The sequence below is a fragment of the Waltera acetigignens genome, from assembly GCF_025567015.1.
GTDB classification, from domain to species: domain Bacteria; phylum Bacillota; class Clostridia; order Lachnospirales; family Lachnospiraceae; genus Acetatifactor; species Acetatifactor acetigignens.
In genome coordinates, this window is record NZ_JAOQJO010000002.1 from 256,484 (window position 1) to 281,482 (window position 24,999).

At 48.4% G+C, this 24,999-nt stretch carries 18 protein-coding genes, 1 tRNA gene and 1 pseudogene; all 20 read right to left on the reverse strand.

Annotated elements, in window-relative coordinates; translation table 11 throughout:
• Nucleotides 1–21 precede the first annotated feature (21 nt).
• A complete protein-coding gene (locus OCV96_RS03780; RefSeq protein ID WP_118668620.1) occupies nt 22–1,308 on the reverse strand; it encodes a CdaR family protein in 1,287 nt (428 codons plus the stop codon).
• On the reverse strand, nt 1,305–2,180 hold the full coding sequence (gene cdaA, locus OCV96_RS03785) for a diadenylate cyclase CdaA (protein WP_022311848.1): 876 nt from the start codon (nt 2,178–2,180) through the stop codon (nt 1,305–1,307). Before cdaA ends, OCV96_RS03780 begins: the two co-directional genes overlap by 4 nt.
• 15 nt (nt 2,181–2,195) lie before the next feature.
• Nucleotides 2,196–3,389 carry a hypothetical protein gene (locus OCV96_RS03790; RefSeq protein WP_227061709.1) on the reverse strand — a complete coding sequence of 398 codons (1,194 nt, stop codon included), beginning with the start codon at nt 3,387–3,389 and terminating at the stop codon, nt 2,196–2,198.
• A gap of 30 nt (nt 3,390–3,419) precedes the next feature.
• Nucleotides 3,420–3,806 carry a hypothetical protein gene (locus OCV96_RS03795; protein WP_022311846.1) on the reverse strand — a complete coding sequence of 129 codons (387 nt, stop codon included), beginning with the start codon at nt 3,804–3,806 and terminating at the stop codon, nt 3,420–3,422.
• A 21-nt stretch (nt 3,807–3,827) separates the two neighbouring features.
• Nucleotides 3,828–4,232: a flagellar protein gene (locus OCV96_RS03800; RefSeq protein WP_227732189.1), complete on the reverse strand. Its 405-nt coding sequence runs from the start codon at nt 4,230–4,232 to the stop codon at nt 3,828–3,830.
• Between the two features lie 20 nt (nt 4,233–4,252).
• Complete coding sequence (locus tag OCV96_RS03805) at nt 4,253–4,990, reverse strand: ComF family protein (protein ID WP_022311844.1); 738 nt, start codon at nt 4,988–4,990, stop codon at nt 4,253–4,255.
• Nucleotides 4,991–5,016: 26 nt separating this feature from the next.
• Entirely contained in the window at nt 5,017–7,263 is a 2,247-nt protein-coding gene (gene recD2, locus OCV96_RS03810; protein ID WP_227061711.1) for an SF1B family DNA helicase RecD2, read from the reverse strand.
• A gap of 133 nt (nt 7,264–7,396) precedes the next feature.
• The gene (locus OCV96_RS03815; RefSeq protein WP_022311842.1) at nt 7,397–7,759 is read right to left on the reverse strand and encodes a rod-binding protein; all 363 of its coding nucleotides are present in this window, start codon (nt 7,757–7,759) and stop codon (nt 7,397–7,399) included.
• A 561-nt stretch (nt 7,760–8,320) separates the two neighbouring features.
• Nucleotides 8,321–9,139 carry a flagellar hook-basal body protein gene (locus OCV96_RS03820; RefSeq protein WP_119624122.1) on the reverse strand — a complete coding sequence of 273 codons (819 nt, stop codon included), beginning with the start codon at nt 9,137–9,139 and terminating at the stop codon, nt 8,321–8,323.
• A 102-nt stretch (nt 9,140–9,241) separates the two neighbouring features.
• Nucleotides 9,242–10,018 carry a flagellar hook-basal body protein gene (locus tag OCV96_RS03825; protein ID WP_022312051.1) on the reverse strand — a complete coding sequence of 259 codons (777 nt, stop codon included), beginning with the start codon at nt 10,016–10,018 and terminating at the stop codon, nt 9,242–9,244.
• Between the two features lie 90 nt (nt 10,019–10,108).
• The gene (mreB, locus tag OCV96_RS03830) at nt 10,109–11,098 is read right to left on the reverse strand and encodes a rod shape-determining protein (RefSeq protein ID WP_022312050.1); all 990 of its coding nucleotides are present in this window, start codon (nt 11,096–11,098) and stop codon (nt 10,109–10,111) included.
• 185 nt (nt 11,099–11,283) lie between these two features.
• Complete coding sequence (uvrA, locus tag OCV96_RS03835; RefSeq protein WP_262593575.1) at nt 11,284–14,148, reverse strand: excinuclease ABC subunit UvrA; 2,865 nt, start codon at nt 14,146–14,148, stop codon at nt 11,284–11,286.
• An 82-nt stretch (nt 14,149–14,230) separates the two neighbouring features.
• Entirely contained in the window at nt 14,231–16,234 is a 2,004-nt protein-coding gene (uvrB, locus tag OCV96_RS03840) for an excinuclease ABC subunit UvrB (protein WP_262593576.1), read from the reverse strand.
• A 209-nt stretch (nt 16,235–16,443) separates the two neighbouring features.
• Nucleotides 16,444–16,815: pseudogene (locus tag OCV96_RS03845) on the reverse strand (NAD(P)-dependent oxidoreductase); the annotation flags it as partial.
• A complete protein-coding gene (locus OCV96_RS03850; RefSeq protein ID WP_317239281.1) occupies nt 16,802–17,632 on the reverse strand; it encodes an ABC transporter ATP-binding protein in 831 nt (276 codons plus the stop codon). The pseudogene OCV96_RS03845 and the gene OCV96_RS03850, both read right to left, overlap by 14 nt.
• Complete coding sequence (locus OCV96_RS03855; RefSeq protein WP_262593578.1) at nt 17,622–18,602, reverse strand: ABC transporter ATP-binding protein; 981 nt, start codon at nt 18,600–18,602, stop codon at nt 17,622–17,624. The genes OCV96_RS03850 and OCV96_RS03855 overlap by 11 nt, the downstream gene beginning before the upstream one ends.
• A gap of 186 nt (nt 18,603–18,788) precedes the next feature.
• A complete protein-coding gene (locus tag OCV96_RS03860; protein WP_118668619.1) occupies nt 18,789–20,567 on the reverse strand; it encodes a methyl-accepting chemotaxis protein in 1,779 nt (592 codons plus the stop codon).
• 235 nt (nt 20,568–20,802) lie between these two features.
• Nucleotides 20,803–20,874 (reverse strand) — tRNA-Gln (locus tag OCV96_RS03865).
• A gap of 104 nt (nt 20,875–20,978) precedes the next feature.
• Entirely contained in the window at nt 20,979–22,760 is a 1,782-nt protein-coding gene (locus OCV96_RS03870; protein ID WP_262593579.1) for a hypothetical protein, read from the reverse strand.
• A gap of 82 nt (nt 22,761–22,842) precedes the next feature.
• Nucleotides 22,843–24,954 (reverse strand): glutamine synthetase III family protein, encoded by a 2,112-nt coding sequence (locus tag OCV96_RS03875; protein ID WP_117466007.1) that lies wholly within the window; start codon nt 24,952–24,954, stop codon nt 22,843–22,845.
• Between the last annotated feature and the right edge of the window lie 45 nt (nt 24,955–24,999).

Sequence of the window (24,999 nt, forward strand, 5' to 3'; positions counted from 1 at the left end):
AAAAACCTCTCATTCTATCTTTTAATTATTTGTATCCTGATTCTTCAGTCGGATGTGGATATTGACATCATTTTCTACCATGATATCCTCCGACAGGTTAAACGTCACAGGGATCGTGTAATTTCCCGGTGTCAGTTCTTCTACATTGTTGTCATTCATCCATTTCTCCAGATCCAGTACTCCCGTCACCGTATCATCCCGCAGAATACTGATATCTCTGTCCAGGCCGGATACCGTGATATCATAAGTCTCCGCCTCTGTAGTGATCTCTGCCTCCATTCCCTCCGGCACACCGCTGATCGTAATGTTCTCTGCCGGTACGGACAGGTCCTTGGTCGCGATCGGTTCAATGTATACCGTTGCAGTGATCTTGCCGTCAAAGCTCTTATCCGCCAGTCTGACGTTAGCGGGCAGGTACTCCTTCAGATTAATGATATCCACCAGATCGCTGGACTGTCCGGTAATATTCATACGATCCTCCGGTACGGTAATGGCAGATACTCCCAACAGTGCTGATGCCGTTCCGGCGATCTTCACTGTAGACCTGCTACTCTCTACTTCACCGGTAGCCATATAACCGTCCTCAGGTACACCCATATATTCAATCTCTACCGGTACTTCCTTCGTTGCCAGCACTTCTACTGTCATATGCGCAGAATCCACGTTTTTCTTGACAGTTTCCAGAGATAGTTCATTGTCGTCCGCATCATACAGCTTAATGTCCACATTAGCCGACAGACTGCTGGTGGAATCTGCTACATTGATGTCCACTCCGGCATGATCGATCTGTGAGATCGCTGATTTAGGTCCGGTTACTTCGATGTTGGTCTGATCCAACGTTACATTGCCGATCATATAACCGGATGCCACCTCTCCCAGCGTGGTGCTCTCCAGTTTGATCCATTTGCTGGTCTTGTCTTCCACATTCAGGCGCACGGAATCGTGATTACCCCTGATCTCCACGGAATCGTTGCTGATATTCTCACAATAATAAGTGATGGCGATCGTATTGATATCTGTCAGTTTGCTCATATCCGCTTCCGCTACAATATCGTTTCTGCGCAATTCGGATTTTACAATACTCTGGGGGCCTGTTACCGTTACTCTTACCAGATTACTGTTGTCCAGCACCTCATATACTTTTCCTTCTTGCTCCAGCAGATCTGTGTTAATCAGTCTGACCTGGATATTATTGAAGGTTACCGTGTCCTTCGGATCATAGATCTGTGCCACCAGAAACCACAATACAAAGGCCAGCACCAGAGAAGCAAGCTTCAGTCCAAGATTACGTGTCAGTAATTTTTTCATTTCTTCTCACGGCTCCTTCCCTTCCAGATTCGCAGATTTTTGTGTTCCTCTCCGGTATTGTTCAGGATCTTATGCATTCTGTCGCGAAGAGTCTCCGCATCCAGATTCCGCTCCAGCTTTCCTTCGTATGCAACGCTGATCTTACCCGTCTCTTCGGATACGATCACCGTCAGGGAATCTGTCACCTCCGAGATACCCACACCGGCACGATGTCTGGTACCCAGTTCCTTGCTCAGTCCCAGGTTATCCGACAGCGGCAGATAACAGGTGGCAGAGGCTACCCGGTTCCCCTGTACGATCACAGCACCGTCATGCAGCGGGGTGTTGTGCTCGAAAATATTGATCAGCAGCTGGCTGGTCACGATACCATCCACATCGATTCCCGTTCTCTCATAATCCCGCAGGGAAACCTTCTGTTCGATAACGATCAGGGCACCGGTCTTGACCTTGCCCATCTCCACACAGGCTTTGGTGATCTCATTAATGGTCTTCTCGGAAAATCCCTCGTCCACACGATGATTGTTGTCAAAAGGTAATACAGAACTGATAATATTCTTCTTGCCCAGTTCCTCCAATGCCTTTCTCAATTCCGGCTGTAGCACCACTATGAGGGCTGTCACCGCAAATCCCAGAACATTCTGGGCCATCCACAGGATGGTAGTCATACGGAAAAAATAAGCCAACAGCAAAAAAATGAGGATGACAACCAGACCCTTGAGCAATACCCATGCCCGGGTCGTCTTCATCCACACTAACGCATAATACAGTAGTACCGCAATGATCAGGATCTCGGCCACATCGCCGAAATCCATGGTTGTGCGGTAACTGCTGAAATTTTTAATATATTCTGCCAGCTTATCCCCTAATTGCATTTTCCATTAATCCCTTCAGAACAATTCTTCATAATCATCGGAGTCATCCTGAGGATTCGTGTGATTGCCGCCTATGGTGACACTTCTGCCACCGGACATCTCGTGTCCGCGGTAACCGCCCTGCTGTCCGTAAGGAACTCCGTTTCTGGCGGGGGTACGTTCTGTCACAACACTTCGGCCTGTTCCTTCTGAGGGCCTGCCGGTATGTGCCGTACTTCTGTAGGTCTGGCCTGCAGATCTCGTACCCTGTCCGGAGGTTCTGGTCTGCTGACCTGCCGGACGTCGCTGTGTATTGATTTTCTTCACTGTATTGGTGGGCGCCGCAACTGTCATTTTGGGCACTGCCTTTACATAGTAATAATACTCGTCATCTTCAAACTGTACTTTCTCCGTTCTGCTATAGTCCAGACAGAATCGGAAAAATTCTATGATCTTGCAGGCGATCAGCGTAACAACGGCACCTAACAGTGCGCTGACGATGGAGAGATTGGTATCGTACATCAGATCTCCCACCAGCAGGATCATCACTTCGATCATAACGCCGGCAACCATGGCAATGGTCCAGGAGTGATCCACACTCATTCTCCGGATCAGATACACCACGATCACGGTAATGGCAAATGCTGCGATCGTCACCAGCATTGCCTTGTTCCCCAGCATTCCGTCAATCAGCAGGCGCAGTTTGGCAGTGGCTTCCTCTGCTCCCATGGAGTTGATGGTCGGAGCATTGGTGATCACCGTCTGGAGCAGATAATACACCACAACACCGCAGCCTACAGATACGCAGGACGCCGGGGTTCCGATCAGTCCCATTGCCACAGGCATCACATAGGGCAGCTTCAGCATACAAAGCACCGGGGTCAGTACCACTACCAGTGCTTCCTTCGCGGTAAATCTGAGAAACAGCAGATACAGCAACAGGAAAACAACCAGCCCAACCGCCGCGGTTTCAATAGAGAGTGCATACATATGAAGCACTGCAAACATCATTGCAAAAAAAGCCATAAATCCGGTGGGCAGGAAAGAACACAGCAACGATACGATCAGCACGATGGCCATGTTATCCAGCTTTGTCATATATCCCATTTTGCCGTTTATGATGCTCAGCACGATAAAGCTGAGTAAAAACTTGATCACCGGCAGAATAAAAGCTTCATTTCTGCTGTAGATCTTCTTGAGATTCTCTCTTAATTCCAGTAAAGCAGTCATATTTCCTCCAGGTCAATTTGTGTAGGCCGTTTACTCATTGTAAATGGAATTCAACTTCTTCAGATTGTTATAATAGCATTTCAGGCTCTTTTTCGCCCGTGCATAGCGCAGAGAGCAGATCAGATAAGATGCCACTCCATACACTACAACCGTTATTCCATAGTACAGCAGAACATTTTTTCCAAAACCGATCAGGTCCATCTTGTAAATATCCTGCATGAAATTCTCAAAATCATAGAACACAAACAACGCAAAGCAGACTCCATACGCGATCGTCGCGCACAGAATGGACTTCAACACCTGTATGGCAATGTAGTCACTGCGGAAATAACGGCCGATGGCCATATTCTTTTTGCCTTCATTCTCTTCATAAGATGCCATTTGCGTCATCAGTATGACTTTTTCTTCGTTCAGCATAATTCCTCCGCTTACAAATGCTTACAGATAACGCATTCTTTCTCCGTCTCTGGATGTTCTGGGGCTCTGCTGGGGCGCAGTCTGCTTCTTCGGCAGTACACTCTGCAGATCCATGGCCATATCATATTTGCACTTTTCGCAAAATCTTCCGCTGCGGATCGGTGCTCCGCATTTCTCACAGTTCAGCAGAATACTGGATCCTTCTGTCAGTTCCAGTCTCTCTTCTCTCAGCCACTGCTGGATCTGGGACGGCTCCACGTCACAGTTCTCCGATACATCCTGAATACTTACACCGGGGTTATTACGGATGTATTCCTTTACCTCCTGGAACTTGGCTTCCATCTTCTCACGGCAATGCGGGCACAGAAACGGTCCTGCCACATAGTTAAAAATATGTCCGCACATTCTGCAATTTCTTATATTCATAGTATCTCACACCTTCCTGATCATACACCAGACCCACAGGCCAATGTCACGCAATACACTTTTGACACTCCGTGCTCTTTTAACAGTGCTGCGATCTCATCCAGGGTCGTACCTGTTGTATAAATATCATCCACCAGAATAATCCGGTCATATAATTTTACATCATTTCTGCCTATAATAAAAGCCTTTTTCAAATTATTTTGCCGTTCTGTGGGATTTAAATGCTTCATCGGTGCTGTATTTCTCACCCGTTTTACCAGTTTCTCATCCACCGGCAGTTCCAGGCTTCTGCCCAAAGCCCTTGCCAGACATGCTGCCTGGTTATATCCTCTTTTCCGCAGTTTCCCACGGTACAGCGGCACCGGAACTATAACGTCCGGACGCACCCGGCCGATAAAATCTCCCAACAGACGCGCCATTTCTTCTCCGAAAAAATCGCCGTATTCCTGCCGTCCACTATACTTAAAACGATAGATTGACGGAGCCACATCCCTGTATTCGTATAAAGTTCTGGCTCTGTCGTATTTATGTTCCCGGTGCATACAATCACCGCAATACTCCCGTTCCTCCGCCAGTTTCTTTCCGCAACGCATGCACCACGGAGCCGTCACCGGCTTTAATTTAGGCAGACATTCCGGGCAGATTTTCCTGCCAAAAGGACGGACGATCCCGTCACAGACCGGGCATCTTCCGGGAAACAGCAGCTGTAATCCCGTTTCCTTTATTTTGCTTATGGTTTTTCTGATCTCTTTCTGCAATCTCAGGCTCCCGTTTTGTTTTCCGTCTACGGTGTATCATTTTCCGGCAGGCAGCAGATCTCCCGGATCCGCTGCTCCAATCCCGTATATCTGCGATTCTCGCTGACATTCTCGATCATGTTCCGCACGGTCTCACTGCTTCCCAGAATGGTGACACAGTTCCTGGCACGGGTAATTCCGGTGTACAGAAGGTTGCGGTTGAACAGCATTCTGGGGCCGCCCAACAGTGGCAGGATCACCGCAGGATATTCGCTTCCCTGGGACTTATGGATCGTAATGGCATAAGAGAGTTCCAGTTCCTCCAATGCCGAGAAAGGATAGTTGACCCGTCTCCCGTCATCGAATTCCACCAGCAGTGTGGACATGGTATCATTGATTTCCTTAACCCTTCCCATATCTCCGTTGAATACGCCCATTCCCTTGTCGATGGGAATATTGTATCTCCCGACGATCTCCCATTCGATCTGGTAATTGTTTTTGATCTGCATGACCTTATCGCCTTCCCGGAAAACGGTATTGCCATAGGCATGCTCCTTTTTATGAGGATCCGCTGGATTCAGATAACGCTGTAAGATCTCATTCAACGTCTCACAGCCCAGACTTCCCTTCCTCATAGGGGTCAGTACCTGAATATCAAAGGAGGTGGCTCCCACATATCTGGGCAGCATATCCTGAATCAGCTGGATCATGTGCTTATATATGACATTTACGTCATTTCTTTCCAGTAAAAAGAAATCCTTTGACTTATTGTCCAGAGTGATCTGCTCTCCTCTGTTAATCCGATGGGCATTGACGACAATGTCACTTTGTCCGGCCTGCCGGAAGATCTTCTCCAGAGTTACCGTGGAGAACGCCCGGCTGTTCATGAGGTCCCGCAATACCTGTCCGGGTCCCACACTGGGCAGCTGATCCACATCTCCCACCAGGATCAGTCGTGTTCCCGGAAGAATTGCTTTCAGAAGCGCCTGAAACAGTTGAATATCCACCATGGACATTTCATCAATGATCACCACATCCGCCTCTAAGGGGTTCTCCTGGTTCCGCTCGAAATTTGCCTTTCTGGTGTCGTCTTCCGACAGGGCACTGTTCAGTTCCAACAGACGATGAATGGTCTTCGCCTCAAATCCGGTGGCTTCCGTCATTCTCTTGGCTGCTCTGCCCGTAGGTGCTGCCAGAAAAATGTCCATGCCTTCCGATTCAAAGAATCGGATGATCATATTAATGGTGGTGGTTTTTCCGGTGCCGGGACCTCCGGACAGGATAAACAGGCCATTTTTGATACTTTCCTCCACCGCTTTCAGCTGCAGTTCATCCAGTTCCATGGACAGATTTTCCGCCATGCGTTCCAGACGTTTGCGGATCGCTGCATCCTGGGAGGGAAGATTTTCTGCCTCCACCATAGGGATATTCAGATTCCTGAGCATATTGGCACAATTCAACTCCGCATAGTAATAAGAGGAAGCAAATACTGCTTCTCCCTTTGCCACAAGCTTTCGGTCCATGATAAGGTTATCCACCTGAGGACGGATATTTTCCTCTGATACCCCCAATAGTTCGGAAGCTCTGCGCAGCAGAAGATCCAACGGCAGATAACAATGACCTTCTCCCACCGCCTGCAGCAGGGTATACAGAATGCCACTGCGGATGCGGTAATCCGAGTCGGTATGAATGCCGATCTTCCCTGCGATCTCGTCCGCGATACGGAATCCCACACCACTGACATCCTCTGCCAGGCGATAGGGATTCTCCCGCATAACGCTGTACATTTCCATACCATAGGTATTATATATTTTTACGGCAAGAGTATTACTGATTCCGTATTGCTGTAAATAGACCAGTGCTTCCCGGAGATCCTTTTTTTCTTCCATCTGGATAGCGATCTCCTGTGCCTTGCGTTCGCTGATCCCCTTTACCTCAGCCAGACGCTCCGGCTCCTCCTCGATGATGCGGAAAGTATCGTCTCCGAATTTTTTTACGATTCTGGCTGCCAGTGCCTCACCGACTCCCCGGATTGCTCCGGAACCCAGATACCGTTCCATTCCCACGCGGTCGGTCGGTGTTACGGTCTCGTAGCTCTGGATCTTGAACTGTCGGCCGTATACGGGATGTTCTATGTATTCTCCCTCTGCGGAAATATTTTCTCCCTGGGTCAGTCCTTTGCACATACCGACACAGGTCATCTCTTCCCCTTCTGTCGACAGGATCATTACCGTATATCCGTTTTCACTGTTTTGAAACACAATATGGTCTACAAAACCTGTAATCGTCTCCATTTTTATTCCTCATACTATCTGTCTGTTGATTTGTGGGTTTCAAGGCTGTTCTCTCCGAATTGGGAAGAGGTCACCGCGGTGGCGGCGTAAGATAAAAAAGATCAGGGCTGCCAGAAATGGCAGCCCGAAGTCGCTACTCAAGATTGTAATTACGCTTCATCTGCTCATATAGCATCTGTGCCAGTCCCAGACTGTTCTGCTCCGTAGAGTCGGATGCGATCTGCTGTACCATCTCATCCTTATAGTAATCCATAAGCTGGGAGTTGGAAGAAGAAGTCTCATCGCTCTCAGGGATGGTCTTCATCATTTCCTTGAACATCTGCTCCAGGAAATAAGCCTCGAACTGCTTGCAGGCATCCATCAGTTCATCGTCTGTTGCTTTGGTGTAATCCGAACCGTTTAACTGGTTCTGCAATTTGGAAGCCGTCTGGTTCGCCGCATTGGTGTATGCGGTGCTGTCCAGAGCGGAACTGCCGTATATAGAAGAGATATCCATAATTTATCCTTTCTAAATTCCACGGTAATGCGACGGGCATTCGCCCTATCAAACCGCAATCTGACGTTTCCGCCTGCAAGCAGGCGAATCGTCCCTACGGTAATGAGCAATGCATCTCGTAAACGCTTCGCGTTTCCTTCGATGTCGGGCATTCGCCCTATCAAACCGCAATCTGACGTTTCCGCCTGCAAGCAGGCGAATCGTCCCTACGGTAATGCGACGGGCATCCCTGCAAGACGAGCTTGCAGGGATGTCGGGCATTCGCCCTATCAAACCGCAATCTGACGTTTCCGCCTGCAAGCAGGCGAATCGCCCCTACGGTAATGAGCAATGCATCTCGTAAACGCTTCGCGTTTCCTTCGATGTCGGGCATTCGCCCTATCAAACCGCAATCTGACGTTTCCGCCTGCAAGCAGGCGAATCGCCCCTACGGTAATGAGCAATGCATCTCGTAAACGCTTCGCGTTTCCTTCGATGTCGGGCATTCGCCCTATCAAACCGCAATCTGACGTTTCCGCCTGCAAGCAGGCGAATCGTCATCTTACGGTTTGACATTTCTCATTACCTACGCAGGTTGTTGGCCTGCTGTAGCATCTCATCGGATGCTGTGATGGCTTTGGAGTTGAGTTCGTAGGCACGCTGTGCAACGATCATGTTGACCATCTCGTCTACGACCTGTACATTGGAGCTTTCCAGATATCCCTGGATAATACTGCTCTTTTCTACATTATTATTTCTTGCTTCGTTGATAGCCTGTCCGCTGGCTGCGGTCTGCTGATACAGGCTGTCTGCCAGTCTTTCCAGTCCGTTCGGATTATTGAACTGGAAAACACCTATTGTGATGCCGATAGGCTGAGGATTGTTCTTTGCATCGGGATAACACAGACTTCCGTCCTTGCTGACTGTAATATTGCTCATCACATAATTGCTGCCCAGAACAATTGCTTTACCCTGTGTATCCAGTACCGGAAGTCCATCAGAAGTAGCCAGCATATTGCCGCCGTTGGCTGCAAGTGTAAACTTCAGATTACCGTTTCTGGTGTAGTAGGTATTGCCGTCCGCTCCTCTTACTGCAAAGAAACCCTTGCCATCAATTGCAAATGCGGTGTCGCTGTCGGATGCTGTCAGACTTCCTTCCTTAAATACGGAACTGATGGAAGCATTTCTTACACCGAGACCTACCTGCGCACTGCCGGGCTTGGTATCTCCGTTTGCGGAAGTTGTCTTCGTCTGGATGTTCTGGTATAACAGGCTCTTGAATTCATTCACCTGTGTTTTGTAACCTGTGGTGTTTACGTTTGCCAGATTGTTGGCAATCGTATCCACATTTGTCTGCTGTGCGATCATGCCGGTCGCTGCTGTCCATAAGCTTCTGACCATATGTAGTCTCCTCTCACAATGTCCCTTATGTCATCCATGACCTGATTTTTATCCTGAAAATATTCTATAATCAGTTATCGGCTGTCCCAGCCGAATTCATTACTACAGTTTACCAATCTGGTTCGCTGCTACATCCAGAGTGCCATCAATGGTCTGGACCACCTTCTGGTTGGATTCATATGCTCTGGTAATGGAGATCAGATTTACCATCTCGGATACAATCTGTACATTTGCCATCTCCAGATAGCCTGACTTCACCTGTGCATCTGCCGTAGTCGTTTTGGCCCCTTCAATGGGCTGATAATAGGTCTCTCCATATTTTTCCAGGTAATCATAATCTTCAAAGTCCGTCACCTGAATTCTGGCAACTGCCTGATCGTTCTGATAAATCGTACCGTCATCGGTGATCTTGGAATCCAGCAGTGTGTTCAGGCGGATCCTCCTGTTCTGGGTATCCAGAACATAGTCACCCTCTTCCGTTACCAGATATCCATCCTTATTCAGTGTAAACTGTCCTGCACGGGTGTATTTGGTGTCGGTCTCTCCTGCCTTATTGGTAAATTCAATGGCAAAAAAGCCATCTCCAGCTAATGCCAGATCATAGGTATTATCCGTAATGCGGAAAGATCCCTGGGTATAATCGGTATAATTCTCTCCGATCTTCACTCCGGGATTTTTGATACCGATCTTCTGGACATTTCTCATGCCTACCGACTGGTCCTTGATCTTGACCGTCAGCACATCATTAAAGGACTGGCTGGTGGATCCTTCCTTTTTATATCCGACGGTAGATGCATTGGCCAGATTGTTGGTCATGATATCCATTCTGTTCTGTTCGTTTACCATACCGGTGTAAGCGGTATACAAGCCTTTAACCATTCATATCCTCCATTTGCGGCTGCGATCCTTCGACAAATGTACGGCATCCTGCCTTAGTCTATCTTTTCCGGTTCCCCGGAGCTGTCTGTGTTACTCTCTGTAGCCTGCCAGGAACTCTACGTATTTACCGGTTCCAATGGCCACTGCTGTCATGGGATCCTCTGCTGTCATGGTGTTGATACCTGTCTTGGCAGAGATCAGATCTTCCAGACCGCGCAGCAGGCTTCCACCTCCGGTCAGTACGATTCCTCTGTCTGCAATATCGGCTGCCAGCTCAGGGGGAGTCTTCTCCAGTACGCTGTGAATGGTCTCCACGATCTGTGCGGTAGTCTCGCGCAATGCCTCCTCGGTCTCCTCGGAAGACACCTTAACAGTCTTGGGCAGACCGGTCACGAGGTTACGTCCTCTGACATCCATATAATCCACTTCCGCTCTCTTGTAGCAGGAACCGATCTTGATCTTCAGATCCTCTGCGGTTCTCTCACCGATGAGCAGATTATGTTTTTTACGCATATAACGCACAATGGCTTCATCAAAATCATCGCCTGCGATCTTAATGGAAGCACTGACTACAGTACCTCCCAGAGATATGACTGCGATATCGGAAGTACCGCCGCCGATATCTACGATCATATTACCGCAAGGCTTGGAAATATCAATACCCGCACCGATAGCAGCTGCGATGGGTTCCTCAATAATGGAAACCTCTCTGGCACCTGCCTGGTAGGTAGCATCTTCTACTGCCTTCTTCTCTACCTCTGTAACGCCGCTGGGAACACAGACAGCGATACGAGGCTTACGGAAAGTTCTCTTCCCCAGCGCTTTCTGGATAAAGTATTTCATCATTTTCTCGGTTACGGTATAATCAGAGATAACGCCCTGACGTAACGGTCTTACGGCTACGATGTTGCCGGGAGTTCTTCCCAGCATCAGTCTTGCATCCTCACCGATGGCTTTAATCTTATTTGTATCTCTATCAAAAGCTACAACAGAGGGCTCCTTTAATACAACGCCCTTTCCTCTGATGTATACCAGAATGCTGGCGGTACCTAAATCAATTCCGATATCTGTGCACTGCATCTTTTTTATTACCCCTTTCCGATGGTATCTATCTATAAGTCTTGACTCTACACGCTATTTTAGTCATATACATCATATTATAACTGAATTTTTTCCATTTTCATAGAGGGTAATTCTTAAAATTTGATAACTATTCAGAATCAGGGAGCCATGAAAGAGCGTTTTGCGAATGGGGGTCTGAATAGTTATCGTAGTTTCTTGTCCTTCTCCAGCATCTTTTTCACATAGTAACCGGTGTAGGATTTTTTCACCTTGACGATTTCTTCCGGGGTTCCCTTGGCGATCACTGTACCACCGCGGTCTCCGCCTTCCGGTCCCATATCGATGATATAATCCGCGGTCTTGATCACATCCAGATTATGCTCGATGACAACCACCGTGTTGCCGCCGTCCGCCAGTCTGTGCAGGATCTCCACCAGCTTATGGACATCCTCAAAATGCAGTCCTGTGGTAGGCTCATCCAGGATATAGATGGTCCTGCCGGTACTTCTTCTGGAAAGCTCCGTGGCCAGCTTGATACGCTGTGCCTCACCACCGGACAGGGTAGTGGAAGGCTGTCCCAGCTTTACATAGGAAAGTCCCACATCATACAGGGTCTCGATCTTTCTGCGGATAAACGGTACATTTTCGAAGAAAGGCAATGCTTCTTCCACCGTCATATCCAACACATCAAAAATACTCTTGCCTTTGTATTTTACATCCAGTGTCTCACGGTTGTATCTCTTACCGCCGCAGACCTCACAGGGCACATAGACATCCGGCAGGAAATGCATCTCGATCTTGATGATACCATCGCCACCGCAGGCTTCACATCTTCCGCCCTTGACATTGAAGCTGAATCGTCCCTTGCTGTAACCCTTGGCCTTTGCGTCCGCCGTAGAAGCAAACAGATCGCGGATCAGATCAAATACTCCGGTATAAGTAGCGGGGTTGGATCTGGGAGTCCGTCCGATGGGAGACTGGTCAATGTTGATGACTTTGTCCAGCTGTTCCACACCTTCGATACCCTTGTGTCTGCCGGGAATGCAGCGGGCACGGTTCAATTCTCTCGCCAGATGCTTGTAGAGGATCTCATTCACCAGTGAACTTTTTCCGGAACCGGAGACACCGGTGACACAGGTCATCACACCCAGAGGAATTTCTACATCTACGTTTTTCAGGTTGTTTTCCTGAGCTCCCAGTACTTTGATCCAGCCGGTGGGAGTCCTTCTGGTTTCCGGTACGGGAATCCGCTTTTTGCCGCTGAGGTACTGTCCCGTAATGGATTCCGGAATCTTCATGATCTCTTCTGCTGTGCCGCAGGCAATGACCTCTCCGCCGTGGGAACCGGCTCCCGGACCAATGTCCACGATATAATCCGCTGCCAGCATGGTGTCTTCATCATGCTCTACCACTACCAGAGTGTTCCCCAGATCCCGCAGGTTCTTCAGAGTATTCAACAGTTTGTCATTATCTCTCTGGTGCAGGCCGATGCTGGGCTCGTCCAGAATATAGCATACACCCACCAGTCCGGAACCGATCTGGGTAGCCAGACGGATACGCTGTGCTTCACCGCCGGACAGGGTAGCCGTAGCTCTGGCCAGGGACAAATATTCCAGTCCCACATCCACCAGAAATCCTACTCTTGCACGGATCTCTTTCAACACACGTTCGCCGATGAACTGCTGCTGTTTCGTCAGCGTCATGGTGTCCAGAAATTTCTGCAGATCGCGGATGGACATGGATGTGATCTCATAAATATTCTTGTCGCATACGGTAACCGCCAGAGATTCTTTTTTCAGGCGCATGCCCTTACATTCCTTACAGGGTGTGATGCGCATGAAGGTCTCGTATTCCTGCTTACTGCTCTCGGAAGCCGTCTCACGATAGCGGCGCTCCACATTTTTGATCAGGCCTTCAAAGGCTACGGGATACACGCCGCTGCCGCGCTGGCCGGTATAATGCACCATGACTTCTTTGCCGTTGGTGCCGTGGATCAGGATATCATGGATCTTCTGAGGATAATCCTCGAAAGGGGTATCCAGATCAAAATTGTATTCCTTCGCCAGTGCCCGCAGAATAGCATTGGTAAAGCTGGACTTGTCCGCACAGGACTGCCAGCCCATGACCGTGATGGCTCCCTCATTGATGCTGAGTCTCTTGTCCGGGATCATCAGATCCTCGTCGAATTCCATCTTATATCCCAGGCCGAAGCATACCGGGCAGGCACCGAAAGGATTGTTGAAGGAAAAGCTTCTGGGTTCCACTTCGCTGACACTGATACCACAGTCCGGACAGGAAAAGCTCTGGCTGAAATTCACCGGTTCGCCGCCGATCACATCCACCACCAGCAGCCCCTCTGCCAGTTCCAGTACGTTTTCAATAGAGTCTGTCAGACGGCGCTGAATACCATCCTTTACCACCAGACGATCTACCACGATGTCGATATTGTGCTTGATATTTTTATCCAGTTTGATCTCTTCCGTCAGTTCATACATGCTGCCGTCGATCCGTACCCGGACATAACCGCTTCTCTTGGCACGCTCCAGCACCTTGGCATGCTCGCCCTTGCGGCCTCTGACCACAGGGGCCAGCAACTGGATCTTCGTGCCTTCTCCCATGTTCATGATCTGATCCACCATCTGATCTACAGTCTGCTTGGCAATCTCTCTGCCACACTTCGGGCAGTGGGGAATACCGATTCTCGCATACAGCAGACGGAAATAGTCATAAATCTCTGTTACCGTACCGACGGTAGAACGAGGGTTACGGTTGGTGGATTTCTGGTCAATGGAGATAGCGGGGGACAGTCCTTCGATGCTTTCCACATTGGGCTTCTCCATCTGGCCCAGGAACTGTCTCGCATAGGAGGACAGGGATTCCATGTAGCGTCTCTGTCCCTCTGCATAGATCGTGTCGAATGCCAGAGAGGACTTACCGGAACCGGACATACCGGTCAATACCACCAGCTCGTTTCTGGGAATGTCCACATTAATGTTTTTCAGGTTATGTTCATTGGCACCCCGGATCTTAATGTACTCCCGGGGATGCATCTTCTTTGCTTCTTCCATTGTCTTGCCTTTCTTAAATAAAATATCGTTCTCCAATTATTCAGAGCTCCATTCGCAAAATCGCATCTTTGATGCTTTACTTTTATTCCATATCATTTAATTGTTTCTTTAATTCAAGCATTTTATCTCTAAGTTCTGCTGCCGCTTCGAAATTCAGGTCTGCCGCTGCTTTCTGCATCTTCTTCTGGATCTCGCCGATCAGCTTCTCCAGTTCCTTCTTCGTCATGGATTCGGGATCCTTCTCAAAGCGTACCTCTTCCTTGGCGATTACCTTGGAGATGCTGATAAGATCACGCACCGCCTTTTTAATAGTCTGGGGGGTGATACCATGTTCTTCATTATATTTCATCTGGATCTCACGACGTCTGTTGGTCTCATCCAGTGCTTCCCGCATGGAGTCCGTGATGGTGTCCGCATACATGATGACATGGCCTTCCGCATTACGGGCCGCACGGCCGATGGTCTGGATCAGGGAAGTCGCACTTCTAAGGAATCCTTCCTTATCTGCATCCAGAATGGCCACCAGAGTGATCTCCGGAATATCCAGACCCTCTCGCAACAGGTTGATACCTACCAGTACATCGAACACATCCAGACGCATATCCCGGATGATCTGGGCACGCTCCAGCGTATCAATGTCAGAATGCAGATATTTCACCCGAATACCGACTTCCTTCATATAATCCGTAAGATCCTCTGCCATCCGCTTGGTCAGTGTGGTGATCAGTACCTTATGATGCTGTGCGATCTCCTTGTTGACCTCTCCGATCAGGTCATCGATCTGTCCCTCTACCGGGCGCACCTGTACTTCCGGATCCAGCAGACCTGTGGGACGAATGATCTGTTCTGTCCGCAGCAGTTCATGCTCCTTCTCATAATCGGAAGGAGTGGCGGATACGAACATCATCTGGTCGATATACGCCTCGAATTCCTCAAAGTTCAACGGTCTATTATCCAGTGCCGAGGGCAGACGGAAACCGTAGTCCACCAGTGTCTGCTTTCGCGAGCGGTCCCCGGCATACATACCGCGGATCTGTGGGATCGTCATATGGGACTCGTCCACGATGATCAGGAAATCATCCGGAAAAAAGTCCAACAGCGTCATGGGCGGTGCTCCCGCAGGAAGTCCGTTCAGATGTCTGGAATAGTTCTCGATACCGGAACAGAAACCGGTCTCCCGGAGCATCTCAATATCGAAATTCGTCCGTTCCGCAATCCGCTGGGCCTCGATCAGCTTGTCTTCGCCCTTGAAAAACTGTACCCGTTCCTTCATCTCTTCTTCGATATTGTCACAGGCTGCCTTGATCTTCTCCTGAGATACCACATAATGGGATGCCGGGAAGATCGCCACATGATTCAGCTCTGCATGAATTTTCCCTGTAAGAGGCTCTACCTCTGCGATCCGGTCGATCTCATCCCCGAAAAATTCGATACGGATGAGATAATCGCCGCCCTGTGCCGGATATACTTCCACCACATCTCCCCTGACACGGAAAGTGGCACGCTGAATATCCATATCGTTGCGGTTGTACTGAATATCGATCAGTTCCCGCAATACCTCGTCACGATCCTTCACCATGCCGGGACGCAGGGATACGATCAGATCCTGATATTCGTCGGGGCTTCCCAGACCATAGATACAGGACACGCTGGCCACTACCACCACATCCCTGCGTTCCGCCAGGGATGCTGTCGCTGACAGACGCAGTTTATCGATCTCATCATTGATGGAAGAATCCTTGGCAATATAAGTGTCCGAAGACGGCACGTAAGCCTCCGGCTGATAATAATCGTAATAGGAGACAAAATATTCCACGGCATTTTCCGGGAAAAATTCCTTCATTTCCCCGTAAAGCTGCCCCGCCAGTGTCTTGTTGTGGGCAATGATCAGCGTCGGCTTATTCAATGCCTGGATCACATTGGCCATGGTAAAGGTCTTACCGGAACCGGTAACACCCAGCAATGTCTCAAACTGATTGCCCTGCCGGAAGCCTTCCACCAGCTCCGCAATGGCCTGCGGCTGGTCTCCGGTAGGCTGATATTCGGAATGTAATTTGAATTGTGAGGGTTCGTTCGATGGATTCATGATGCCTCTCCGTGCAAATATGTTACTGGAATAACACAGTTCGTGAACGTATTCGGTTCTAAAATCATACAGACATGATCCTGTTCCCGGATACGTTCACGGCTGAACTGTTATCTATTTTTTCACGTTACGCACAGATTATAGCAGAATTTTTTTGAAAAGTACAGATGAATTCGAAAATATGTTCGGTTTGCTGTTTCCTCTCCACATCACAGCGCACAGACGTTTTCCGGCTTTCCGTCCAAATAAGCGTACACGTTGGAAAACTCAATCTTCGCTCTGCGTACCATGGCTTCCTCCGACAGGAATGCCACGTGTGGTGTCAACAATGTATTTTTCGCATGAAGCAACGGTTCCTCTGCGGGAATGGGCGGCTCACAGTCAAATACATCCACCGCAGCTCCTGCGATCCGTCCTTCGTTCAAAGCCTGTGCCAGTGCCTTGCTGTCTACGATAGGGCCTCTTGCACAGTTGATAAAAATGGCTGATTTCTTCATCAGTGCGATCTTCTCCGCACTGATCATTCCTCTGGTCTCCTTGTTGTTCGGCGTATGCAGGGAAATAATATCACACTCTCTCAATGTCAGGATCCGCACACATGACTGCGGAAAGTAATGCTTTGGTGTAGAAATGTCTTGGATTGGTGTAGATTTCTTCGCTGTCCGCTATCTCTACAATGGAGCCAAGATACATAACCGCTACCCGGTCACACATATACCGCACAACACTAAGGTCATGAGAGATGAACATCATGGTCAGTCCCAATTCTTCCTTCAGTCTGCACAGAAGGTTGATGATCTGTGACTGGATCGATACATCCAATGCCGATATCGGTTCGTCGCAGATGAGAAGTTCCGGTTCGATGGCAAGTGCTCTGGCAATACAGATCCTCTGTCTCTGGCCTCCGGAAAATTCATGGGGATAACGATTCATCATTTCCTCCGGAAGTCCTACCATGCGGAACAGCTCTGCCGTACGCTCCTTTTCTTTTCCGGGACATATTCTGTGTTCCTTTAAACCCCGCATGATTGCTTTTCCTGCGGTATGTCTGGGATTCAGGGAAGAATACGGATCCTGAAATACGACCTGCACCTTTTTGCAATATTCTTTTCTTTCTTTGTGCGTCAGCCGGTGTTTCCTGTAATCAGCTCCTGCCACCCATTTTCCATCGTAAAGGATCTCTCCATTAGTGGGCTGGTTGATCTTGAGGATTTCTTTTCCCAGAGTGGATTTTCCACATCCGGATTCTCCTACAATGCCTAACGCTTCTCCGGCATAGATGTCTAAATTAATGCCGTTTAATGAATGTACTGTTTTTCCGCTTCCAATATCAAAATATTGTCGAAGATCTTTGATCTGTACCAGTGCTTGTCTTTTCTCCATAGCTTTATTCCTCATCCCACAGTAAATGGCAGCTTGCTTTATGCTGTCCTTCGATCACTTTCTCCTTCGGCTGCTCATTTCTGCACTTCTCCGTACAATAGCTGCATCTGTCTGCAAAAGCACATCCCTTTGGAGGATTCAACAGGCTGGGAGGCATTCCCTCGATACATACCAGCTTCTCTCCCTTGGTCTGGTCTGTTGTAGGTTTTGCTGCCAACAGCGCTTTTGTATACGGGTGCATCGGCATCTTCATCACCTGTCTGCAGGTGCCGGTCTCCACGATCTTGCCCGCATACATTACAGCTACTTTATCTGCCATATTGGCAACGACTCCAAGGTCATGCGTGATCAGCAGAACGGAAATTCCTTTTTCCTGCTGGATCTGCTTGATCAACTCCAGGATCTGTGCCTGGATCGTTACATCCAGAGCAGTTGTCGGTTCATCTGCAATCAAAAGCTGTGGATCACAGGCAAGTCCCATAGCGATCATAACTCTCTGCCGCATTCCTCCGGAAAACTCATGTGGATATTGGAGCATTCTTTCTTCCGGTCCCGGGACACCGACTTTTTCCAGCATCGATATTGCCCTTTGTCTGGCCTCCTGTTCACTTACTGTTTCGTGAACTCTTACCGCTTCCTCGATCTGCTTTCCGATCCTCTGCGTAGGATTCAGGCTTGTCATAGGATCCTGGAAGATCATGCTGATCTCTCTTCCCCGGATACTTTTCATCTCATGCTTGTTCATGGGAACAATGTCTTTCCCGTTGAGAAGGATTTCACCGTTTTTAATCATTGTCGGCGGTGAAGGATTCAGCTTCATCAATGTCTGTGCTGTCACACTTTTTCCGCATCCGGACTCTCCCACGATACAGAACACTTCACCTTTTTCTATGGAAAAACTGACATCTCTTACTGCCTGTACCTCTCCTCTGTATGTTTTGATGGAGACCTGTAAATTTTTAACTTCCAGTAATTTATTATCCATAGCCGGGTTCCTCCCACAAAAAAACAAACAAAAAAAGCATTCGTATCGCTACAAATGCTTCTTTGCATGAATGATAATATTTTTTGTTTATTTCTTGTTTTGGCTTATATTATCACTAAACTTTTTACTTTTCAAGTGCTTTTTGCACAATTTTATATTTTTCTTCCTGTGCATGATGCACATTCTCTACACGATAAAGTGTTCCACATTTTGCTGAAGTTTGTCCGCAGCAATTCTTGCAGCCTCCGCTTTTTCCTTGATCTCGTTGGCTCTTTCTACGATTACCCCCGTCTTATCCGCAATATCCGTAGTTCCCGAAGCCCCTTCGGTAGCTGCCTTGCTGACTTCGTTGATTGCCTCCATGACACCGCTGATAGATGCCAGCAGTTCTTCGGAGGAGGCAGAGAAATCCGTTACCAGTCCATCGATCTGACCGGCATCATTACTGTAAGAATCCGCCATACCGGAAAATGTTGCAAAGCTGTCCACCACATCTGTTCCGACAAATCCCAACAGCTTCTGTGTTCCTTCTGCCAGATTGTTTACAGCATCCATCACATTGTTGGTCACATCCTGGATATGAGAGACGGCTGCCTTGGACTGTTCTGCCAGCACACGGATTTCCTCCGCCACCACAGCAAATCCTTTTCCGGCTTCTCCCGCACGTGCTGCCTCAATGGATGCATTCAGTGCCAACAGATTCGTCTGTCCCGTGATCTGCATAATAGATTCTGCCAGAACTCCAATCTGGTTGACTACTTTAATTTCCTCCAGTGCCCTGGTCAGTCCTTCGTTGATCTCTTCATGAATGGCTTTGGTACGCTGATCATTTTGTGTAATATCCTTCTTAATTCCTACCGCACGTTCACGGATCGCATCTGCTTCGGTGGCACCATCCTGAGAACGTGTCGCAATATTCTTCGCTGCACTCTCAATCTCATGAGACATAGCATTGATCTCTTCAGAAGATGCCGCTGTCTCTTCCATTCCGGCTGCCAGTTCCTCTGTAGTAGCGGACACATCCTCGATCTGTTCATCCAGAGCCTGAATACTGTTATCAATATTCTGTACCATATTGTTGATCTCTGCAGCCTGCTCTTTGACTTCACCGATCAGTCCACTCATCTCTGTCCTCATAGACTCCAGAGAGACTGCCAGCCGTCCGAAATCATCACGGCGTTTTAAAAGCTTATCTCCCATAGTTTTTGAGAAATCTCCCTGTTCCATCACGCCGATGGATGCCACACATTTTTTGAGCGGCTGGACGATGCTGATAATAATGAAAACCAGAAGGACGATCACGATTGCACCTTCTATAAGTGTCGATGCAATGAACATCGTCAGTCTTCCTGTCACATAACCGGAAAATTCATCACCTACCGTGACAATCTTATCATCAATATAGTCGGTGTAATTTCCTGTGCCGATGACCCACTGGAACGGTTCAAACGCTTTGCTGTAGGAACGTTTGGGAGAGGATTCCGTCTCTCCTTCCTTTGGGAACACATAATCTACATAACCACCATCCGGCTCCTGTCCCATGCGGATGATTTCCTTTACCATCTGGTACCCGTTAGCATCCTTGGTCTCCATACGGTTTGTACCTTCTGTTGCACTTCCCAGCAGTACCACATTGGTTCCGTCATACTGATCCACCCAGAAATATCCCGAATCTCCGTAGCGAAGCTGGCGGATTTCATCCGCCGCAAGTTTCCTGGCCTCTGCTTCGGTATAGACACCAGCCTGATACTGATCATAAATGGTCTGGCAGAGCGAGATCACATTATCTACCTGCTGCTTGATCTGTTCATCGTAGGCTTCCCGCTCATCCGTCTCCATGGTATCTAATGCTTTGGACTGCAATTCTTTCATGCTTTGTGCTGAAAAGATAGTACACAACAACAGTGCAGCCATCGTTGCCAGTATTACTATGATCATTTTCGTCTGTACTTTTATATTGTTCATAAGATTCCCCTTTTCTGTTTGTCCGTTTTTGCAGATCTCCTACTTTAATTTTATGTTTATCTTATCACATTTTATAATTCTCTTCAACTTTATGTGGTTTTTTTGTGTATTATTGCCAACTTTTATTCATAATCAGGAAAATATCACCATGAATATCTGAGATATTTCCGGACAACAAAAAACCTCAGTAGATTTCTCTACTGAGGTTCCTATTCGCAGGTCAACCCCTGCTTCGCAGGGCTACAAGGATTCGAACCTTGAAATGACGGAGTCAGAGTCCGTTGCCTTACCGTTTGGCGATAGCCCTATGTCGTTTACTTGATGAAGTATACACTATCTGTTCCTTTTTTGCAATACCTAATTTAAAAAAATTTTAAAAAAATATATGAAATTGGAACAATTTCCGTAAAATCATCGCATAAACACCGTGATATAGGGGTAATCCTTCCTCTCTGCAGGCTTAAAATCCTCCATCAACCAGTTCCAGATAAAGCTGTTCTCTCCTTCCTGGGCAATATCTCCATAACAGCTTTCAAATACCACCACATCCGGATATCTGTCCGGATTGATCTTCCAGTAGTCCAACAGACGCTCATCATAGATCATAGAGCAGATCGTATCGGGGGATGCCTGCTTATGTTCTCCGAGCATACAATAGAACTGGGACGGTCCCACATAAAGTACGGTACTGCCGTCCGGCACGGCCTCCGGCCATACAGCCAGATTATTGTTGTAACGGTATGCAGTCATATAATCCGTGAGGATTCCGGCGCGTAATCCCTCTCTGTTGATGCCACGCACATTTTGAATCACATAGGCATGATATTCCTGGGATCCCAGAATCAACCAGGTATAGGAAAATGCATTCCCAAGCACAAGGATCAGGCACAGGATCTGAATTGCCTTCTTTCCTGCGGTGTTTTCCTTCTGCCAGTAGTCTCCCAGACATACCAGTCCGGCCACTGCTCCCATAATGAGATAGGTGACCAGCAGCATCGGTCCCCAGTTAGACAACAGAAGTACCGAAAAATAATTGACAAATGCCAGCAGGATCAGTTCATAGAACAGCTTTTCCGTCTTGTCTCTGCGCAGATAGGTATAACATCCCGTCAGGGATACTGCCATCAGCAAAAGCTGCGGGTAAATTGCATTAAAGGAACTGAACAGCCAGAACCAGATCTGGATCAGAAATACAATTACGAAAAACAGCATGCCCGGAAGCTGTAGCAGTCCGGGAAGTTTTTTCTTCCACACTTTCTCTATAAACCATCGGATTCCCAGAGACACCAGCAGGGCACACAGAAGGATCATGGCCATCTCGCCCAGGCTTGACCCCCATCCCAACAATTTTTCTCCCACAGTAGTCTGATGGGACCCCTCTCCCAGAATCTCGCCTGCCATCTCCAACATTTTCTGCGGTGTCATATAACTCAGAAGATATGTAAACATTACTGCCGCACTTGCCACACAGGGCAGTACATAAGCACAGAGTTCTTTCCATTTTTTCTCTGATCTGCGCACCAGCAGAAATACCAGGCAGCACAAAAATACCAGTACCATACTGGGATAAGCCAGCACATCACAGGTCATGAATATACCTGCCAGCACCAGCCACCGCATCTCTCCTGCTGTCTGTCTGCCCTCGGAGTCCTTCGCTCCGAAGTATCTCAGAAGGCACAGCACCATAAGTGCAAAGAACCAGTTATGAAGATTGGAATACTCCGGAATAAAAATGGACTTGGGTGTTGTCACATAGTAGAGAAGCCCCATCAGTGCTGCCACATTCTCATCCATCTGCGGCACCGTCCTGCGGATCGTCTTATACAGAAAGACGCTGACGCACGCCTGGATTGGGAAAAATACGAGCCGTAAAAATAGATTCAGATAATTCACTCCACCGGTCAGCATCACAAACAGCCTGATAAAAACTGCCGTAAAAATGGCGGAAGTCTGGTGTGGCTCCCACATTTCAAGCAGCAGCCGGTCTCCCATGGCAAGACGATAGCCCACCATAATACCATAGCCTTCGTCCGTATCAGCACCAATAAATAAATTTTTTGCTGTATATGCAATGATTGCAAGAATACAGATAATTTTCCAGAATTTCTTATTTTTCAGTATATTTTTCATCATGCAGTTATCATAACACAGGATTTTCCCCATAGCAATGACAAGAAACATACATAACTGCAAAACGAGGCCCACCGTCCTGCGGCAAGCCCCGTTTTTATTCAACACAATGAGAGAAACGTATGATGGTATTTTACAATGCTGTTTATACTTCAAAGATCAGATCACCATAGGCAGGTACTGGCCATACCTTCTTGTCAACCATCATCTCCAGTTCATCTACGGGAGTTCTCAGGTCATCCATTGCGGTATGTACCACATCTTTATAGAAGAAAGCAAGCTTCTTGGGATCTTCGATGCCTGCTGCCTCAGCCAGCTTATCCTCCAGAGCAGTCTCTGCAGCCTGTGCCTCAGCCAGCTTCTCGGAAATGCTCTTCAGTACAGTGGTCTGTACGGTTGCATCCGCACCTGCACTCTTAACAGCCAGTACGGTATCCGCCAGAGTCCTGGTATACCCCATAACTGCGGGAATGTACTGCTTCTTCGCCATATCTACCATGGTCAGAGCTTCGATGTTGATGGTCTTGGAGTAGGTCTCATACAGAACCTCCTCGCGGGATTCCAGCTCAGCTTTGGTGAAGATACCGAACTTCTCGAACAGTTTGATAGACTTCTCGGTGGTCAGGGTCTCGGAAGCCTCTACCATGGACTTGATGTTGGGAAGTCCTCTTCTGGCTGCCTCTTCTACCCACTCCTCAGAATAGCCGTTGCCGTTGAAGATGATTCTCTGATGCTCGGTCAGGTACTTCTTGATCAGATCGTGTACGGCAATATCGAAATCGTCTGCTTTCTCCAGAATGTCTGCTGCCTCGCAGAAAGCTTCTGCAACGATAGCGTTCAGAGTGGTGTTGGGGCTGGCGATGGAGTCTGCACTACCTACCATACGGAACTCAAACTTGTTGCCGGTGAAAGCAAACGGTGAAGTTCTGTTACGGTCGGTGGCATCCTTATCCAGATCCGGCAGAGTGGATACGCCGGTCAACAGTTTACCGCCCTGGATGGAATGAGTAGCATCACCGGTCTCAACCAGCTGCTTTACCACATCCTCCAGCTGCTCGCCCAGGAATACGGAAATGATGGCAGGGGGTGCCTCGTTAGCTCCCAGTCTGTGATCGTTGCCGACATCGGATGCACTCTGACGAAGCAGATCTGCATGGGTATCTACGGCTTTCAGGATACATGCCAGTACTAACAGGAACTGGATGTTCTCGTTAGGAGTATCGCCGGGATCCAACAGGTTGACACCGTTATCGGTTCCCAGGGACCAGTTGTTATGCTTACCGGAACCGTTCACTCCGGCGAAAGGCTTCTCGTGCAGCAGGCAGGTCATACCGTGACGTCCTGCTACTTTCTTCATGGTCTCCATAACCAGCTGGTTATGATCTACCGCAATGTTGGCGGTCTCATAAATAGGAGCCAGCTCGTGCTGTGCGGGAGCCACTTCGTTATGCTGTGTCTTGGCGGTTACGCCCAGCTTCCACAGTTCAATGTTCAGATCCTTCATGAAGGAACCGATTCTCTCGCGGATAGTACCGAAGTAATGATCCTCCAGCTCCTGTCCCTTGGGTGCGGGTGCACCGAACAGGGTACGTCCTGCGAAGATCAGGTCTTCACGCTTTAAGTATTTGTCTCTGTCTACCAGGAAATATTCCTGCTCCGGTCCCACGCTAGCTACGACCTTGGTAGCTTCGGTATTGCCGAACAGTCTTACGATACGCAGTGCCTGTGTGCTGACTGCTTCCATGGAACGAAGAAGCGGTGTCTTCTTATCCAGTGCCTCACCCTTGTAAGAACAGAATGCAGTGGGAATGCAGAGGATCACGCCGGTTGCATCCTCTTTCAGGAATGCGGGAGAGGTGATATCCCATGCAGTATAGCCTCTTGCCTCGAAGGTAGCTCGTAAGCCTCCGGAGGGGAAGGAAGATGCATCGGGCTCGCCCTTGATCAGCTCCTTACCGGAGAACTCCATGATCATCTTGCCGTACTCATCGGGATGGGTTACGAATGCATCGTGCTTCTCTGCGGTGATTCCGGTCAGAGGCTGGAACCAGTGGGTATAATGGGTGGCACCGTTCTCGATGGCCCAATCCTTCATTGCCTTTGCTACAACATCAGCGGTGGCCAGAGACAGCTCTCCGCCGTGATCAATGATCTTCTTCACTTCTTTGTATACGCTCTTGGGTAATCTTTCCCTCATCTTACCCAGAGTGAATACCTTACTGCCAAAGATTTCTTCCACGTTTAATACTTCACTCATCTTCGTTTCCTCCTTATTCTTGCTATTTTCCATGCTTCCTGCGAC